Annotated in this window: 16 protein-coding genes and 1 pseudogene; 11 read left to right on the forward strand and 6 right to left on the reverse strand. The window is 64.3% G+C overall.

The features are described 5' to 3' along the window. Positions 1-99: 99 nt before the first annotated feature. From BRAD3257_RS29015 to BRAD3257_RS29045, 7 genes and pseudogenes are all read left to right on the forward strand, one after another. On the forward strand, positions 100-1,887 hold the full coding sequence (locus tag BRAD3257_RS29015; RefSeq protein ID WP_122404717.1) for a thiamine pyrophosphate-requiring protein: 1,788 nt from the start codon (positions 100-102) through the stop codon (positions 1,885-1,887). 8 nt (positions 1,888-1,895) lie between these two features. Continuing rightward, positions 1,896-2,123 carry a hypothetical protein gene (locus BRAD3257_RS29020; RefSeq protein ID WP_027570944.1) on the forward strand — a complete coding sequence of 76 codons (228 nt, stop codon included), beginning with the start codon at positions 1,896-1,898 and terminating at the stop codon, positions 2,121-2,123. A gap of 88 nt (positions 2,124-2,211) precedes the next feature. Then, positions 2,212-2,763, forward strand: coding sequence for a DUF4142 domain-containing protein (locus tag BRAD3257_RS29025; protein WP_122404718.1), 552 nt, complete (start codon positions 2,212-2,214; stop codon positions 2,761-2,763). Beyond that, positions 2,672-3,012, forward strand: a pseudogene (locus BRAD3257_RS42295) (hypothetical protein); the annotation flags it as partial. The gene BRAD3257_RS29025 and the pseudogene BRAD3257_RS42295, both read left to right, overlap by 92 nt. A gap of 89 nt (positions 3,013-3,101) precedes the next feature. Beyond that, positions 3,102-3,689 (forward strand): phosphatase PAP2 family protein, encoded by a 588-nt coding sequence (locus tag BRAD3257_RS29035; protein WP_122404719.1) that lies wholly within the window; start codon positions 3,102-3,104, stop codon positions 3,687-3,689. Next, entirely contained in the window at positions 3,686-4,033 is a 348-nt protein-coding gene (locus BRAD3257_RS29040) for a DUF3147 family protein (protein WP_122404720.1), read from the forward strand. The genes BRAD3257_RS29035 and BRAD3257_RS29040 overlap by 4 nt, the downstream gene beginning before the upstream one ends. Beyond that, the gene (locus BRAD3257_RS29045; protein WP_122404721.1) at positions 4,033-4,518 is read left to right on the forward strand and encodes a hypothetical protein; all 486 of its coding nucleotides are present in this window, start codon (positions 4,033-4,035) and stop codon (positions 4,516-4,518) included. Before BRAD3257_RS29040 ends, BRAD3257_RS29045 begins: the two co-directional genes overlap by 1 nt. Here BRAD3257_RS29045 and BRAD3257_RS40445 read toward each other — a convergent pair. Continuing rightward, positions 4,515-4,682 carry a hypothetical protein gene (locus tag BRAD3257_RS40445; RefSeq protein WP_164936955.1) on the reverse strand — a complete coding sequence of 56 codons (168 nt, stop codon included), beginning with the start codon at positions 4,680-4,682 and terminating at the stop codon, positions 4,515-4,517. The two genes, BRAD3257_RS29045 and BRAD3257_RS40445, sit on opposite strands and share 4 nt — an antisense overlap. Before the next feature lie 171 nt (positions 4,683-4,853). Here BRAD3257_RS40445 and BRAD3257_RS29050 point away from each other — a divergent pair, with 171 nt between their 5' ends. Continuing rightward, a complete protein-coding gene (locus BRAD3257_RS29050; protein WP_160118869.1) occupies positions 4,854-5,096 on the forward strand; it encodes a hypothetical protein in 243 nt (80 codons plus the stop codon). 133 nt (positions 5,097-5,229) lie between these two features. Here BRAD3257_RS29050 and BRAD3257_RS29055 read toward each other — a convergent pair whose 3' ends face one another. The 3 genes from BRAD3257_RS29055 to BRAD3257_RS41290 all read right to left on the reverse strand — a co-directional run bounded on the left by BRAD3257_RS29055 (position 5,230) and on the right by BRAD3257_RS41290 (position 5,935). Then, on the reverse strand, positions 5,230-5,433 hold the full coding sequence (locus BRAD3257_RS29055) for a hypothetical protein (protein WP_122404722.1): 204 nt from the start codon (positions 5,431-5,433) through the stop codon (positions 5,230-5,232). A gap of 70 nt (positions 5,434-5,503) precedes the next feature. Further along, on the reverse strand, positions 5,504-5,638 hold the full coding sequence (locus BRAD3257_RS41810) for a hypothetical protein (protein ID WP_283809902.1): 135 nt from the start codon (positions 5,636-5,638) through the stop codon (positions 5,504-5,506). Between the two features lie 99 nt (positions 5,639-5,737). Continuing rightward, positions 5,738-5,935 (reverse strand): hypothetical protein, encoded by a 198-nt coding sequence (locus tag BRAD3257_RS41290; RefSeq protein WP_122406813.1) that lies wholly within the window; start codon positions 5,933-5,935, stop codon positions 5,738-5,740. A 93-nt stretch (positions 5,936-6,028) separates the two neighbouring features. Between BRAD3257_RS41290 and BRAD3257_RS29070 the strand changes: the two genes are divergently transcribed. After that, on the forward strand, positions 6,029-6,541 hold the full coding sequence (locus tag BRAD3257_RS29070) for a DUF4142 domain-containing protein (protein ID WP_122404724.1): 513 nt from the start codon (positions 6,029-6,031) through the stop codon (positions 6,539-6,541). A 6-nt stretch (positions 6,542-6,547) separates the two neighbouring features. Here the strand turns inward: BRAD3257_RS29070 and BRAD3257_RS29075 are convergent, their stop codons facing one another. Then, on the reverse strand, positions 6,548-6,844 hold the full coding sequence (locus BRAD3257_RS29075; protein ID WP_122404725.1) for a hypothetical protein: 297 nt from the start codon (positions 6,842-6,844) through the stop codon (positions 6,548-6,550). Positions 6,845-7,131: 287 nt separating this feature from the next. Here BRAD3257_RS29075 and BRAD3257_RS29080 point away from each other — a divergent pair, with 287 nt between their 5' ends. Together BRAD3257_RS29080 and BRAD3257_RS29085 are read left to right on the forward strand one after the other, a co-directional pair. Next, positions 7,132-13,428: a HAMP domain-containing protein gene (locus BRAD3257_RS29080; RefSeq protein ID WP_122404726.1), complete on the forward strand. Its 6,297-nt coding sequence runs from the start codon at positions 7,132-7,134 to the stop codon at positions 13,426-13,428. A 13-nt stretch (positions 13,429-13,441) separates the two neighbouring features. Beyond that, positions 13,442-14,929 carry an HWE histidine kinase domain-containing protein gene (locus BRAD3257_RS29085; protein WP_122404727.1) on the forward strand — a complete coding sequence of 496 codons (1,488 nt, stop codon included), beginning with the start codon at positions 13,442-13,444 and terminating at the stop codon, positions 14,927-14,929. Here BRAD3257_RS29085 and BRAD3257_RS29090 read toward each other — a convergent pair. Next, positions 14,926-15,147 carry a hypothetical protein gene (locus tag BRAD3257_RS29090; protein WP_122404728.1) on the reverse strand — a complete coding sequence of 74 codons (222 nt, stop codon included), beginning with the start codon at positions 15,145-15,147 and terminating at the stop codon, positions 14,926-14,928. The two genes, BRAD3257_RS29085 and BRAD3257_RS29090, sit on opposite strands and share 4 nt — an antisense overlap. Between the last annotated feature and the right edge of the window lie 45 nt (positions 15,148-15,192).

The following is a 15,192-nucleotide window of genomic DNA, read 5'->3' on the forward strand; positions in this document are numbered from 1 at the left end:
CGATCGTTCCGGTGCATGTTCCCTAAGCGGGTCAGGAACATCGCACGAAACGAGCGGTTCTCTGAGTTTCATGCACCCGCGAACCAAGGGCCACACGCAATGTCCCAGACCGTCTCCGACTTCATCGTCCAGCGTCTGCATCAATGGGGCGTACGCCACATCTTTGGCTATCCCGGGGACGGCATCAACGGCGTGTTCGGTGCAATGAACCGGGCCGAAGGCAGGATCGGGTTCGTGCAGGCGCGGCATGAGGAGATGGCGGCATTCATGGCAACCGCTTACGCAAAGTTCTCGGGCGAGCTCGGCGTCTGCATTGCGACCTCCGGCCCCGGCGCCTCCCATCTCGTCACCGGGCTCTACGATGCGCTGCTCGATCACCAGCCGGTGCTGGCGATTGTCGGCCAGCAGTCGCGCAACGCCCTCGGCGGGCACTATCAGCAGGAACTCGATCTTCTCTCGATGTTCAAGGACGTCGCCGGTGCGTACGTCATGCAGGCATCCTCGCCCGCGCAAGTGCGACACCTGATCGATCGTGCGGTACGCATTGCGCTGGCGCGGCGGACCCCGACCGTGATCATCCTGCCCAACGACCTGCAGGAAGAGGCTTACAAGAATCCACCCCGCGCACACGGCACGCTGCATTCCGGCATCGGCTATAGCGCACCCAGCATCACGCCGCATGAGGCGGATCTCGACCGCGCCGCGCAGGTGCTCAACTCCGGCAAAAAGGTCGCGATGCTCGTCGGCGCGGGCGCGCTTCACGCGACCGACGAAGTCATCGCGGTCGCCGACCGGCTGTCGGCCGGCTGCGCCAAGGCACTGCTCGGCAAGGCCGCGCTGCCCGACGACCTGCCATGGGTCACCGGCTCGATCGGCCTGCTCGGCACCGAGCCCAGCTACAACATGATGATGGAATGCGATACGCTGCTGATGGTGGGCTCGGCCTTTCCTTACGCCGAATTCCTGCCCAAGGAAGGAGCGGCGCGCGGCGTGCAGATCGACATCGATGCCAGCATGATGTCGATCCGCTTTCCCATGGAGGTCGGCCTCGTCGGAGACGCCGCCGAGACGCTGCGCGCATTGTTGCCGCGACTCCAGCCCAAAGCCGACGACGGCTGGCGCAGAGCTATCGAAGAGGACGTTGCGAGATGGTGGAAGACCTTGGGTGACCGCGCGCATCAGCACGCGGCGCCGGTCAATCCACAGCTCGTCGCCTGGGAATTGTCGCCCCGCCTGCCCGACCACGCCATCATCACCAGCGATTCCGGCTCCTGCGCCAACTGGTTCGCACGGGACCTCAAGATGCGGCGCGGCATGGCGGCCTCGCTCTCCGGCGGCCTCGCCTCGATGGGCGCTGCGGTGCCTTACGCGCTCGCGGCCAAATACGCCCGTCCGGATCGTCCTGTGATTGCACTCGTCGGCGACGGCGCCATGCAGATGAACAACATGGCCGAGCTGATCACCGCTGCGAAGTACTGGCGCGATTGGAAGGACCCGCGCTTCATCGTCTGCGTCTTCAACAACGAGGATCTCAATCAGGTCACTTGGGAGCAGCGCATCATCAACGGTGATCCCAAGTTCGAGGCTTCGCAGCGCATTCCTGACGTCTCCTATTCGCGCTTCGCCGATCTGATCGGCCTGCGCGGCATCTTCGTCGATAGCCCACAGCTGCTCGGCTCAGCCTGGGAGCAAGCGCTGTCGAGCGAGATCCCCGTCGTGCTGGAAGTGAAAACCGATCCCGAGGTGCCGCCGCTGCCGCCGCATATCACGCTCCAGCAGGCAAGGAATTTTTCACTCGCCCTGATGAAGGGCGATCCGAACGAAAGCGGGATGATCAAGGGAGCAGCGCGGCAGGTGCTCGAATCGATCCTGCCGGGAAAGCAATGAGGCGAACCATGAGTGACTTCCGCGATATCCAGCACGGCGTCAACGACCCCGTCGACGGCGTCGACGTGAAGTGGCATTTCAACGACAACCGGACGCCGCATGAGCGGGCGCAGCGTCATGCCGACGTACGGGCCGACGCAACCGCCACGCCGGCCGAGCCGTTTCTGCCCGAGCGGCTTCGACGCAAGCCGACGGATCCCATCAATCCGCGGACCGGCCGGAATCCCACGGACTAGTCCGTTAGGAACCTCCGCCTTCGCGACGTGTTGATCGGCGCAACATGACGCGGCAAGTGGCCGCACGACCAATTGGAGGGATCGGATCATGAAACGAACCGCCGTTGCCGTTGCTTGCGTGCTTCTGGCAGGCCCCGCATTGGCCCAATCGCTGGGCGAGAAGACCGGCGTCAACTCGGCGCTCGGGGTCGCGCCGACCACAACCGACTTCGTCAAGGAGGTCGCCATCAGCGACATGTTCGAGATCGAGTCGAGCAAGCTCGCCGAGCAGAAGGGTAATGCGCAGGAGAAATCCTTCGCGCAGCAGATGGTGACCGATCACACCAAGACCAGCGGCGAGCTGAAGGGACTGGTCGGCAACGGCAAGGTCCAGGCGACGCTGCCGACGGCACTCGACAGCTCGCACCAAAGCAAGCTCGACAAGCTCAAAGGCGCGACCGGCAAGGATTTCAGCTCGGACTACAACTCCTACCAGGTCAGCGCCCATGAAGACGCCGTGTCGCTGTTCGAACGCTACGCCAAGGGCGGCGACAATGCTGCGCTGAAGGATTGGGCCGGCAAGACCCTGCCGGCACTCAAGCACCATCTCGACATGGCCAAGGAGCTCGGCAAGGCGCCGAGCGTCGGTCAATCCAAATAGGGTCCTCAGTCGCTATCCAACGAGGACGCCGGCCTGGCCGGCGTCCTTCGCGTCGTGCGAGACCAGCTACAAGGGCTCCAGCTGCCGGCCGCAAGGCGCTGATCACCGGCGGGGATTTCGGGCATGGGCCGCGCCGCCGCGATCGCCTATGCGCGCGAAGGCGCCCATGTCGGCATCAACTATCTGCTGGCTGAAGGGCCGGATGCGCAGGAGGTGATCGCGTTGATCAGAAGGACAGGACGCACCGGTGGTGCCGATGCCCGCGGTCGGAACTCAGGAACCTTCTTTATCTACGGGCTTTACAAAATCGTCATGGAGGACATCTCGCCGGCGGACCGATGGCGCTCGTAACAGTCAAACCCACCCGTATCGATACGGCGGTCGCGAACGAGATCGCACAGAACACCAATTCAGACCTCGAGCACGCCGCCCAAGCAATGACCTGGGGCGCCGACGAGCACGTGCTGGTCGCGCTCGCTGCGGCGGGATGGCTCTACACCCGCCTCCGGCATCCGCAGCAGCGTCCCATTGCCGATCACGTCCTGATGGTTTCGCTGGTGACGGCCGTATTACCGCATGTCTTGAAAACCTTGTTCGACCAGACGAGGCCGGACCGGCTGACGGTGAGCGGCCACTGGCGCGGTGTTCCTTATTCGGGGCGTCCCCGCGACGCATTTCCCTCAGGTCACGCTGTGCATATGGGTGCCCTTGCCTCAGCCGCCGGCCTGTTGCCTCCGGCCTCCCGCCGCTTGGCACGTTCGCTGGCCGTAGCGCTGTCGTTGACACGCGTGGCGCTGCTCGCGCACTGGACCAGCGACGTGGTGGCAGGATTCACGCTCGGCATCGTCGTGGAGCGACTGTTCAGGCCGTTCACGCTGGCGAAGTCACGGCAGCAGCCGTCCGAAGCCTCGCGGGGACGGCCATGACGGAATATCTCGTGCGCTTCGTTGCCGGCGGTCTGATCGTATCCGTCTTCGCAATCTTCGGTGACATGCTGCGGCCAAAAAGCTTTGCCGGGCTGCTCGGCGCGGCGCCCTCGGTCGCGCTGGCCACCCTCGGCATCGCCGTGGTCCAGCACGGCCAGCAATATGCCGCCGCCGAGAGTTGGACGATGATCTATGGCGCCATCGCGCTCGCCTGCTACAGCCTCGTGGTCTGCCACCTGTTGATGAGGTTCCGTCTCGGCGCGCTCCCCGCCACGATCCTCGCTTTCGTCGTATGGCTCGTGGTCGCCTTCGGTCTGCTCGCCGGCTTGGGAGGTGCCGCCTGATGCTGGTTAAGCTGTCGTCATCGGCGCTGAAAGAGACGCGATGGTACGAATACGCCATTCGCTTCGTGCTCGGCGGCTGCGCGACGGTGCTCGCCGGAGCCATCGGCTCGCAATTCGGTGTTTCTGTCGGCGGGCTCTTTCTTGCACTTCCGGCAATCTTCTGTGCCAGCGCGACGCTGATCGAAAGCCACGAGCGTCACGCCAAGGAGAAGGCCGGCCTGAGCGGACGGCGCCGCGGACAGAAGGCCGCGGCGCTCGATGCCGCAGGTGCGGCGCTCGGCAGCATCGGCCTCGCGGCGTTCGCCGCCATCTTCCATGCCACCGTCGGCGCAAGCATCGCATTCGCTTTCATTGCGGCGTTGGGGGTTTGGGCAAGCGTTTCCGTGTCGGCTTGGTGGGTCAGGCGTAAGCTTCGTGTCACGCGCAGGTCGCACCGACCAGCCCGCTCACCATCGGCAAAGCGCTCTCGCTTCGTGAAGCCTTAGCTCGCTTTCGGCTCCTTCGAACTCTGCGATTGCGGCGGCTGGAGCCCCGGGCTGTTGGCCCAGCGCTCGACCTGATCGATGACCTTCTGATGGCTTGGCCGCACCGGCTCGGATGCTTCGGGCTCTTCGGAAAGCTTGCGAGGTAGCCTGACTTCATCCGTCATGGCCTCTCTCCCTTTTGGGAAGAATGCGGTATGGCAAAATAGGTTTCAAACACAACTCATTGATTTGCAACACATTTATACTCAGTTGGAGACATTTCTGGCTCTAGAGGAACCCCCTCCAAGTTGGTTCGTTGAGTAAACTACTCAACCTACTCAATTTGCGTGATCGCCATGAACGACCTTCGCGCCGAGCGCCTTCAGGTCATGCTATCGCCGGAAGAGTTGGCCGCCATCGACGATTTCCGGTTCAAACACCGCATGCCAACGCGGGCGGCAGCGGTCCGCGAACTCCTCAAGTTCGGACTGGCCGCTGCGGGCGTCGATGCCGCCGCCGGTGTGAAGTCAAGCAGCTTCGGCGTGTTCGGCCGCGGGCCTGACGGACATACTCAGGGGGATCCAGAGAGCGGCAGCTGATTCGGTCCATAAGCAAACGGCCCCGGCACGGGAGTGCCAGGACCGTCCTTGGAGATTGCTTCCGGCGCACCGGGGGCATGACAACCGGAAGCAATCCGTCGACTCTTCCCGCGGGAATTCGTTCCGGTGGGAACTAGCCTGTCGCGTCGCTGGAGCCGTCCGGCATCACGCCGGATCCTGGCGTCTTGCTATCGTCGCTCAGCTTGGGATCGCGCGTCGCTTCACGCGAGGGCGAACCTTTCGGATCCGTCTTGTGCACGGACTGTGCACGCCGCTTGTCACGCGGCTGCTCCTCCGCACGCTTGTCCTTGACGATGCCATGGTCGGAATGGGCCATGATGGGCTCTCGCTTCTCCTGGTGTCTCAGAGCGCTTACGCACTGCGGCGTCGAATGTTCCGATACAGAATTAGCTGCGCGTCGCGTGAACGGTAGTGGATGCGTTCTCGAGATGCACCTGCCGTAGCGTCGTCACCGTCGCGAAGGCGACCGAGACGCCAAAGGCGAGAATGAGGGAAAGAAGAGCCAGACGTGGAGCCATCATCAAAACCTCCTTCTGAAACTGGAAATCGACGCGATCGACAGTTCCCGGATCATCCCAAATCAGTTGCTTGCCTTCCGTGAGCGATCTCACATGCAGATTTCACACGTCTTGCTTCGGAGCAGCAGTGTGGAGCGGAAGGGGCGGAATCTCGCCGTCGAGCCAATCCTGCTCGTTCGCGAGCGCCGTCCAGGCCTCGGCCATGCGCGAATAGCGCTTATGGGCGGGCTTCCCCTCGGCTCGCTCGGCAAGCTGAAGACAGTTATCGGCGTTATCCCTGAAGATGTCAGACTGTTTCATGTGAACGACGTGGCGACGGAACTCTCGCATCGCAACCCGGTTACCGGATCGTAATACTCAGGGAACTCGGCGCGCCGCTCGTCATTAACATCGATGCGAGTCGTTACCGCGATCATCCTTGCATTCATCAGCACCGCGGCACTTGGCGACAGTACCGGCGAGCGAAAGCCTGGCGAACGGCAGCCGACCGCCGTCGAGGTTATCAGCGGCGTCTACAATTTCAGCCGATTTCAACAGGGGCTGCTTGAGAACACCGACCTCAAGGGCAATGCGGAGGTCAAGAATCTCGCCGCCCTGCGCGCCGAGGAAGCGGCCAAGCGCGACAAGAGTCTGAAGGAGATCCAGGAGGCAATCGGCGCGGAGCTGCACATCGGCAGGGCGACATCCTCGACCGCGAGCCTCGTCGAGCCCGAAATGTCGGATGGTCCAACCTACGTCAGAAGCTTCTATGCCGCGCAGATTCCCGAGTACGAATCGATCATCAGCCTGCTTGAACGCTATCTGAAGGCGCCCGACAATGCGGCGCTCGCAGCGTTCGCGCGCGAACAGCTCCCGATGCTGCGTTCGCAGGTCAGGGACGCGGAGCGCACCATGGCGGACAAATAGCCGCCTCTACTTGTCGTTCGGATGATGTTGCTGGCTCTGCTGTCGCACGGTGCGGTCGCTCTCGGGCATCTTGTCCAAACCCGCATCGCCATTGTCGTCCTTGCCGCCCGAAGATGACGTGCCGCTGCCGCTCGGATTCGACCGGCCGGCCGTCCCGGTGGTTGGCGTTTCCGCCCGCGGGTTGGCGGAGCTTGCGGCGGGGTCGCCGGTCGCGGCGCCGCGCCCGCTGGGCGCACCGCCCTGCGCCAAAGCCGATCCCGCGGCAAACACGATGACAGCGATGGCGGCAAATCCTGCTTTCATTTCTGTTCTCCCTGTCGTTGTGAGCTAACCGTGGGGCGCGGCGCTCCGTTCCGAACAGGGAATGCCGAATGGTCCAGCAGAGCGACGGGCGCCCGACGCATTTTCCTTCTAAGTGGCGTGGAACCAATTCGGATGATCATCGTTATCTCGGCCGGGCTGAGCAAAGCGGGTTCCATTTCCTAGCGCCGCACCTTGGTGCTTGATTTCGAATTTGGCTGACGCTCTATTTTCATTTCGACCAAACGCGTCTTGCCGCGGATTCGGCCGACGCCTGCGGGGGAATCAGTATGAGCGACCTCGATCCCGGAACTGCATCACGCTCCGGTCGTCGCGTCCCAAAGCCAAGAACCAACGGTACGTCGGAGCCGGATTCCCGGGCGGAGCTGTTGCTCGCCTTGCAGGCGATGCGCAGCGGTGACTTTTCGGTGCGGATGAGCGGCGACTATCTCGGCATCGACGGCAAGATTGCCGACACTCTCAACGAAATCATCGCCGCCAACCAGCGCATGGCGCAGCAGCTCGAGCTGGTCGGCCAGGTGGTGGGGCGCGAAGGCAAGACCCGCCAGCGCGTGAAGTTCGGCCTCGCCTCAGGCTCGTGGGCCGACATGGAAGGTTCGGTCAACACGCTGATCGACGACCTCTTGTGGCCAACGCGCGAGGTGACTCGCGCGGTCGCCGCCGTCGCACAAGGTGACCTACTCCAGACCGTCAAGCTCGACGTCGATGGCCGTCCGCTCGGCGGCGAGTTTTTGCAGTCGGCGACCATCGTCAACACCATGATCAAGCAGCTCGGCGTGTTCACCTCCGAGGTGACGCGCGTCGCGCGCGAGGTCGGCACCGAGGGCAAGCTCGGCGGTCAGGCCCAGGTGCCCGAGGTGACCGGCGTCTGGAAGGACCTGACCGAAAGCGTCAACTCGATGGCGAACAACCTGACCAACCAGGTTCGCAACATCGCCGAGGTGACGATTGCGGTCGCGAACGGCGACCTTTCCAAGAAGATCACGGTCGACGTCCGCGGCGAGATCCTTCAGCTCAAGGAAGCCATCAACACGATGGTGGACCAGCTCCGCTCGTTCGCCTCCGAAGTGACGCGCGTGGCGCGTGAGGTCGGCACCGACGGCAAGCTCGGCGGCCAGGCGATCGTGCCCGGCGTCGCCGGCACGTGGAAGGACCTCACCGACTCCGTCAACGCGATGTGCGGCAATCTGACCGCGCAGGTGCGCAACATCGCCAACGTCACCACCGCCGTGGCGCGCGGCGACCTGTCACGCAAGATCACGGTGGATGTGCGCGGCGAGATCCTGGAGCTGAAGGACACCATCAACACGATGGTGGACCAGCTCAACTCGTTCGCCTCGGAAGTGACGCGCGTGGCGCGCGAGGTCGGCACTGAAGGCAAGCTCGGCGGCCAGGCCCAGGTGCCGGGCGTCGCCGGCACCTGGAAGGACCTCACCGACAACGTCAATTTCATGGCCTCGAACCTGACCGCGCAGGTCCGCAACATCGCCGACGTCGCCACCGCCATCGCAAGCGGCGACCTCTCGAAGAAGATCACGGTGAACGTGTCGGGCGAGATCCTTCAGCTGAAGGAGACGCTCAACACCATGGTCGACCAGCTCAACGCCTTCGCCGGCGAAGTCACGCGCGTCGCCCGCGAGGTCGGTACCGAGGGCCGGCTCGGCGGCCAGGCCAACGTGCTCGGCGTTGCCGGCACCTGGAAGGACCTGACCGAGAGCGTCAACTCGATGGCCTCGAACCTGACCGCGCAGGTCCGCAACATCGCGGAGGTGACGACGGCGGTCGCCGGCGGCGACCTGTCGAAGAAGATCACCGTGGACGTGCGCGGCGAAATTCTGGAGCTGAAAGACACCATCAACACCATGGTGGACCAGCTCAACGCCTTCGCCGGCGAAGTCACGCGCGTCGCCCGCGAGGTCGGCACCGAAGGCAAGCTCGGCGGCCAGGCCGTCGTGCGCGGCGTCGGCGGCACCTGGAAGGACCTCACCGACAGCGTCAACTCGATGGCCTCCAACCTGACCGGTCAGGTCCGCAACATTGCCGAGGTCGCGACGGCGGTGGCGAAGGGCGACTTGTCCAAGAAGATCACGGTGAACGTGTCGGGCGAGATCCTTCAGCTGAAGGAAACGCTCAACACCATGGTCGACCAGCTCAACGCCTTCGCCGGCGAAGTCACGCGCGTCGCCCGCGAGGTCGGCACCGACGGCAAGCTCGGCGGCCAGGCCGACGTGCCCGGCGTCGCCGGCACATGGAAGGATTTGACCGACTCCGTGAACTCGATGGCGGGCAATCTGACCGCCCAGGTGCGCAACATCGCCGAAGTCGCGACCGCGATCGCCGGTGGTGACCTGTCCCGCAAGATCACTGTGGACGTGCGCGGCGAGATCCTTCAGCTCAAGGACACGCTGAACACGATGGTCGACCAGCTCAACCGCTTCGCGGGCGAGGTCACGCGTGTCGCGCGCGAGGTCGGCACCGAAGGCCGTCTCGGCGGTCAGGCCAACGTGCCCGGCGTCGCCGGCACATGGAAGGACCTCACCGACAGCGTGAACTCGATGGCGGGCAACCTCACCGCCCAGGTCCGCAACATCGCCGAAGTGACGACCGCCGTGGCGCGCGGCGACTTGTCCCGCAAGATCACCGTCGACGTGAAGGGGGAAATCCTCGAACTGAAGAACACCATCAACACAATGGTGGACCAGCTCAACGGCTTCGCCGGCGAAGTCACGCGTGTCGCCCGCGAGGTCGGCACCGAAGGCAAGCTCGGCGGTCAGGCCGAGGTGCCCGGCGTTGCCGGCACCTGGAAGGACCTCACCGACAACGTCAACTTCATGGCCTCCAACCTGACGGCCCAGGTCCGCAACATCGCCGAGGTCGCGACCGCCATCGCCGGCGGCGACCTCTCGAAGAAGATCACGGTGGACGTGCGCGGCGAGATCCTTCTCTTGAAGGACACGCTGAACACGATGGTCGAGCAGCTCCGCTCCTTCGCCGCCGAAGTGACGCGCGTCGCGCGCGAGGTCGGCACCGAGGGACGGCTCGGCGGTCAGGCCGTCGTGCCCGGCGTCGGCGGCACATGGAAGGACCTCACCGACAACGTCAACCTCCTGGCTGCGAACCTCACCACGCAGGTCCGCAACATCGCCGAAGTGACCACGGCGGTCGCGCGCGGCGACCTCTCCCGCAAGATCACCGTCGACGTGAAGGGCGAGATCCTCGAGCTGAAGAACACCATCAACACCATGGTGGACCAGCTCAACGCCTTCGCCGGCGAAGTGACGCGCGTGGCCCGCGAGGTCGGCACCGAGGGCAAGCTGGGCGGCCAGGCGCAGGTGCCCGGCGTCGCCGGCACATGGAAGGATCTCACCGACACCGTCAACTTCATGGCGGCGAACCTGACCGAGCAGGTGCGCGGCATCGTCAAGGTGGTGACCGCCGTCGCCAACGGCGACCTCAAGCAGAACCTCACTGTGAAATCGAAGGGCGAGGTCGCGGCGCTCGCCGACACCATCAACAACATGACCGAGACGCTCGCGACCTTCGCCGATCAGGTGACGTCGGTGGCGCGCGAGGTCGGCGTCGAAGGCCGGCTCGGCGGCCAGGCCAACGTGCCCGGCGCAGCCGGCACCTGGAAGGATCTCACCGGCAACGTGAACCTCCTGGCGGCCAACCTCACCTCACAGGTGCGCGCCATCGCGGAAGTGGCCACCGCCGTGACCAAGGGCGACCTGACGCGCTCGATCCAGGTCGATGCCCGCGGCGAGGTCGCGGAGCTCAAGGACAACATCAACACGATGATCACCAACCTGCGGCTCACGACCGAGCTGAACACCGAGCAGGATTGGCTGAAGACGAACCTGGCGAAATTCACCAACATGCTCCAGGGCCAGCGCGACCTCACCACCGTCGGCCGTCTGCTGCTTACCGAATTGTCGCCGCTGGTGAACGCGCATACCGGCGTGATCTACCAGGTCGAGAACGAGAACAACCCGCAGCTCCTGCTGCTCGCCTCTTACGCCAGCGACGGCGTCTTTCCCTATCAACGCGTGCTGCAGTTCGGCGAGGGCCTGATCGGCCAGTGCGCGCTCGACAGGCGCCCGCGGGTCGTTGCGGACATTCCGGCGGACGTGGTGCCGATCAATTCCGCATTGTTCCGTGTCGCCCCGAAGAACCTCGTCGTGCTGCCGGTTCTGTTCGAAGGTCAGGTCAAGGCCGTGATCGAGCTCGCCTCGCTCACCTCCTTCACGACCTCGCAAATGACGTTCCTGGAGCAGCTCACCGACTCCATCGGCATCGTGCTCAATTCGATCGAAGCGACGATGCAGACGGAAGGTCTGCTGAAGCAGTCGCAGCAGCTCGCCGGCGAGTTGCAGACCCAGCAGCGCGAATTGCAGCAGACCAACGACCAGCTCGAGCAGAAGGCGCAGCAGCTCGCCGAGCGCAATGTCGAGGTCGAACGCAAGAACCAGGAGATCGAGCAGGCCCGCCGCGCGCTCGAGGAGAAGGCGACCGAGCTCGCGCTGACCTCGAAATACAAGTCCGAATTCCTCGCCAATATGAGCCACGAGCTGCGCACACCGCTGAATTCGATCCTGATCCTCGGACAGCAGCTGAGCGACAACCCCGACGGCAACCTCTCTGCCAAACAGGTCGAATTCGCCCGCACCATCCATGGCGCCGGCACCGACCTGCTCAACCTCATCAGCGACATTCTCGATCTCTCCAAGATCGAGTCCGGCACGGTGACGGTCGACGCCGAGGAGATCCTGACCGCGAACCTGCTCGAGACCGTCGGCCGGCCGTTCCGGCACGAGGCAGACAACCGCAATCTGTCGTTCAAGATCGATGTCGATCCGAACCTGCCACGTAGCATCGTCACCGATTCCAAGCGCCTGCAGCAGGTCCTGAAGAACCTGCTCTCCAACGCCTTCAAGTTCACCGCCGAAGGCGAAGTGCGCCTGAAGGTCGCCGGCGCGGTCGGCGGCTGGGGGATCGACCACCCGGTGCTGAACTCCGCGCCGGCCGTGATCGCCTTCGAAGTGTCCGATACCGGCATCGGCATTCCCCTGGAGAAGCAGAAGCTGATCTTCGAGGCATTCCAGCAGGCGGACGCCGGCACCAGCCGAAAATATGGCGGCACCGGACTCGGGCTCGCGATCAGCCGCGAGCTCGCGAGCCTGCTCGGAGGCGAGATCCACCTGCGCAGCGCGCCGGGCAAGGGCTCGTCTTTCACGCTGTATCTGCCGTTGAAATATTCCGGCCCGACGCTCGCGCCGCGAGCCGCGCCGGCGTCACAGCAATACAGCCAGCCGCCGGCACTACAGCCGGCCGTGCCTGACCAGCAGCGTGTCATCGAGCAGCTTCCCGACGACCGGCTTAACCTCGAGCCTGGCGACACCATCCTCCTGATCGTCGAGGACGACCCACACTATGCCCGCGTGCTGGTCGATCTTGCCCGTGACAAGGGCTTCAAGGTCTTGGTCGCTGCCCGGGGCGCCGAAGCCCTGGATCTGGCCAAGCAGTACCAGCCGACGGCCGTCTCGCTCGACGTGTTCCTGCCCGACATGCTCGGCTGGACCGTGCTGAGCCAGCTCAAGCACAATCCGCTCACCCGCCACATCCCCGTGCAGATCATTACGCTCGACGAGGACCGCCAGCATGCGCTGGCACGCGGCGCGTTCTCATTCGTCAACAAGCCGACGACCACCGAGGGCGTATCGGCCGCACTGACGCAGATCAAGGAATATGCGCGGCCGCGGCGCAAGCGGCTGCTGATAGTCGAGGACAACGAGGCCGAGCAGCTCTCGATCCGCGAGCTCCTGCACCACGACGACATCGAGATCCTGGCCGCGGATACCGGGGCCGGCGCGCTCTCGACGCTGCGCGAGCAGCCCTGCGATTGCGTGGTGCTCGACCTGCGGCTGCCCGACATGAGCGGATTCGAGGTGCTTGATCAGATCCGCAATGACGAGACGCTGTCGAACATTCCGGTCGTGGTGTTCACCGGACGCGAGCTGTCGGCGGAAGAGGATGCCGAGCTCCACACCATGGCACGTAGCATCGTGGTCAAGGGGGTGGAGTCGCCGGAACGCCTGCTCGACGAGACCGCGCTGTTCCTGCACCGCGTGATCACGGAACTGCCGATCGAGAAGCAGCGTATGCTGGAGAAGCTGAACAGTTCCGACGAGGACCTGATCGGCAAGACCGCACTGCTCGTCGACGACGACGCCCGCAACATCTTCGCCCTGTCGAGCGTGCTGGAACGACGCGGCATGAAGGTCCTGACGGCGACGACCGGCAGCGAGGCGGTGACACTGGTCGAATCCAATCCGGAGATCGCGATCGTGCTGATGGACATCATGATGCCGCAGATGGATGGCTATCAGACCATCGGCGTGATCCGCGAGAACCCGGCCTTCGCCCGTGTTCCGATCATCGCATTGACCGCCAAGGCGATGAAGGGCGACCGTGAGAAGTGCCTCGAAGCCGGCGCGTCCGACTACCTCGCCAAGCCCGTCAACACCGACCAATTGCTGCTTGCGATCCGCATGTGGCTGCACCGCTGAGTTGGATCCGCGAATGGACCACGAAAAGGTCAACATCCTCCTCGTCGACGATCAGCCCGCCAAGCTGCTCGCCTATGAGGTGATTCTGAAGGATCTCGGCGAGAACCTCGTGATCGCCTCCTCGGGGCGCGAGGCGCTGGAGGTTCTGCTCAAGACCGAGATCGCGGTGATCCTGGTCGACGTCTGCATGCCCGAGCTCGATGGCTTCGAGCTCGCCGCGATGATCCGCGAGCATCCGCGCTTCCAGAAGACCGCGATGATCTTCATCTCGGCCATCCAGGTCAGCGACATCGACCGGTTGCGCGGCTACGAGATGGGAGCGGTCGATTACGTGCCGGTACCGGTCGTGCCGGAAGTGCTGCGCGCCAAGATCAAGGTGTTTGCCGAGCTCTACCGCAAGACGCGCGAGCTCGAACGGCTGAATCATGAGCTGGAGGACCGCGTCCGCGCACGCACCGCGGAACTGGAGAGCTCCACCGCGAAGCTGCGCGAGAGTGAGCAGCGGCGCAGCATGGCGATCGCTGCCGGCAAGATGGGGTCCTGGGATTGGGACTGGATCAGCGGCGACTGGATGTGGGACGAGGGGCAATACCGCATCTTCGGCGTCAGCCCGGAGAGCTTCGAGGTCAATCCGGCCAACGTTCAGGCGCTGTTGCACCCCGATGACGTCGATCAATTGCGCAAAGCGATCGCCGAATTCAACAAGGGCACGCGCGCCTATGAAACAGAGTTCCGCATCGTGCGGCCCGACGGCGAGGTGCGCTGGTGCGTCGGCACGGCGGCCGCGACGGTCGACGAGAGCGGGCGCGTGGTGCGCGTCAGCGGCGTCACCGTCGACATCACAGAACGCAAGCGCGCCGAAGAGCGGCAGAACCTGCTCGCGCGGGAAGTCGATCACCGCGCCAAGAATGCGCTGGCGCTGGCGCAGTCGATCGTGCGCCTCACGCGGGCCGACGAGGTCAAGGCCTATGTCAACGCGGTGGAGGGGCGCATCAATGCACTGGCGCGCGTGCATACCATCCTGTCGCTGTCGAGTTGGCAGGGCGCTGAGCTCTCCAAGTTGATCGACGAGGAGCTTGCGCCCTATTCGCTCGGCGACCAGATCAGACTGGCAGGTCCCGAAGTTCAGTTGATGCCGGCAACGGCCCAGACACTGGCGCTCGCACTGCATGAGCTCTTCACCAACTCGGCAAAGTATGGCGCGCTCTCGACCCGATCGGGACGGCTCGCGATCGATTGGCAGGTCGAGGACGAACTGCTCACGCTGTGTTGGGAGGAGTCGGGCGGTCCGCTGGTCATGACACCGAAATCGCGCGGCTTCGGCACGCGGAGCCTGCTTGCGAGCATCGAGTCCCAGCTTGGCGGACAGGCGCAGTTCGATTGGCGAGCCGAAGGCCTGTTGTGCCGCCTGGAGGTGCCGTTGACACGCAAGACGGCGACCAGCGCACCCGGCAAATTCGATACCGCTGGCTCCGCCGAATTGCAGCGCGCATCCGGCTAACCGGACGCTGCGCTCGTCACGCGCCGGGCCATCCGCGGTTCGCGCGCGACCCGTCCTTCCAGCCAGGCCTCCGTTCGGGCGAGATCGCGCAACGCCCTGGCGTAGCGGCGTGCCGCATTTCGCTCTGCTCCGCGCGGCAGCCTGCGGGCTTTACGCAAGATGTCCACGGCCGCGCTACGATAGGCCAGCGAGCGGTAAAGAAAGACTACCTTACCCATATCGATATTCCCGTTTTGATGACACCCATCCTCGCAAGCCCGGCA

Origin of the sequence: Bradyrhizobium vignae (assembly GCF_900324035.1) — a bacterium.
GTDB lineage: Bacteria > Pseudomonadota > Alphaproteobacteria > Rhizobiales > Xanthobacteraceae > Bradyrhizobium > Bradyrhizobium vignae.

Excerpts from the sequence above, each read along its gene's own strand:
- BRAD3257_RS29020 (WP_027570944.1), top strand. The coding sequence starts at position 1,896 with ATGAGTGACTTCCGCGATATCCAGCACGGCGTCAACGACCCCGTCGAC.
- BRAD3257_RS29055 (WP_122404722.1), bottom strand. The coding sequence starts at position 5,433 with ATGGCCCATTCCGACCATGGCATCGTCAAGGACAAGCGTGCGGAGGAG.
- BRAD3257_RS29045 (WP_122404721.1), top strand. The coding sequence starts at position 4,033 with ATGCTGGTTAAGCTGTCGTCATCGGCGCTGAAAGAGACGCGATGGTAC.
- BRAD3257_RS29015 (WP_122404717.1), top strand. The coding sequence starts at position 100 with ATGTCCCAGACCGTCTCCGACTTCATCGTCCAGCGTCTGCATCAATGG.
- BRAD3257_RS29080 (WP_122404726.1), top strand. The coding sequence starts at position 7,132 with ATGAGCGACCTCGATCCCGGAACTGCATCACGCTCCGGTCGTCGCGTC.
- BRAD3257_RS29070 (WP_122404724.1), top strand. The coding sequence starts at position 6,029 with ATGCGAGTCGTTACCGCGATCATCCTTGCATTCATCAGCACCGCGGCA.
- BRAD3257_RS29050 (WP_160118869.1), top strand. The coding sequence starts at position 4,854 with ATGAACGACCTTCGCGCCGAGCGCCTTCAGGTCATGCTATCGCCGGAA.
- BRAD3257_RS41290 (WP_122406813.1), bottom strand. The coding sequence starts at position 5,935 with ATGAAACAGTCTGACATCTTCAGGGATAACGCCGATAACTGTCTTCAG.
- BRAD3257_RS29040 (WP_122404720.1), top strand. The coding sequence starts at position 3,686 with ATGACGGAATATCTCGTGCGCTTCGTTGCCGGCGGTCTGATCGTATCC.
- BRAD3257_RS29085 (WP_122404727.1), top strand. The coding sequence starts at position 13,442 with ATGGACCACGAAAAGGTCAACATCCTCCTCGTCGACGATCAGCCCGCC.
- BRAD3257_RS41810 (WP_283809902.1), bottom strand. The coding sequence starts at position 5,638 with ATGATGGCTCCACGTCTGGCTCTTCTTTCCCTCATTCTCGCCTTTGGC.
- BRAD3257_RS40445 (WP_164936955.1), bottom strand. The coding sequence starts at position 4,682 with ATGACGGATGAAGTCAGGCTACCTCGCAAGCTTTCCGAAGAGCCCGAA.
- BRAD3257_RS29025 (WP_122404718.1), top strand. The coding sequence starts at position 2,212 with ATGAAACGAACCGCCGTTGCCGTTGCTTGCGTGCTTCTGGCAGGCCCC.
- BRAD3257_RS29090 (WP_122404728.1), bottom strand. The coding sequence starts at position 15,147 with ATGGGTAAGGTAGTCTTTCTTTACCGCTCGCTGGCCTATCGTAGCGCG.
- BRAD3257_RS29035 (WP_122404719.1), top strand. The coding sequence starts at position 3,102 with ATGGCGCTCGTAACAGTCAAACCCACCCGTATCGATACGGCGGTCGCG.
- BRAD3257_RS29075 (WP_122404725.1), bottom strand. The coding sequence starts at position 6,844 with ATGAAAGCAGGATTTGCCGCCATCGCTGTCATCGTGTTTGCCGCGGGA.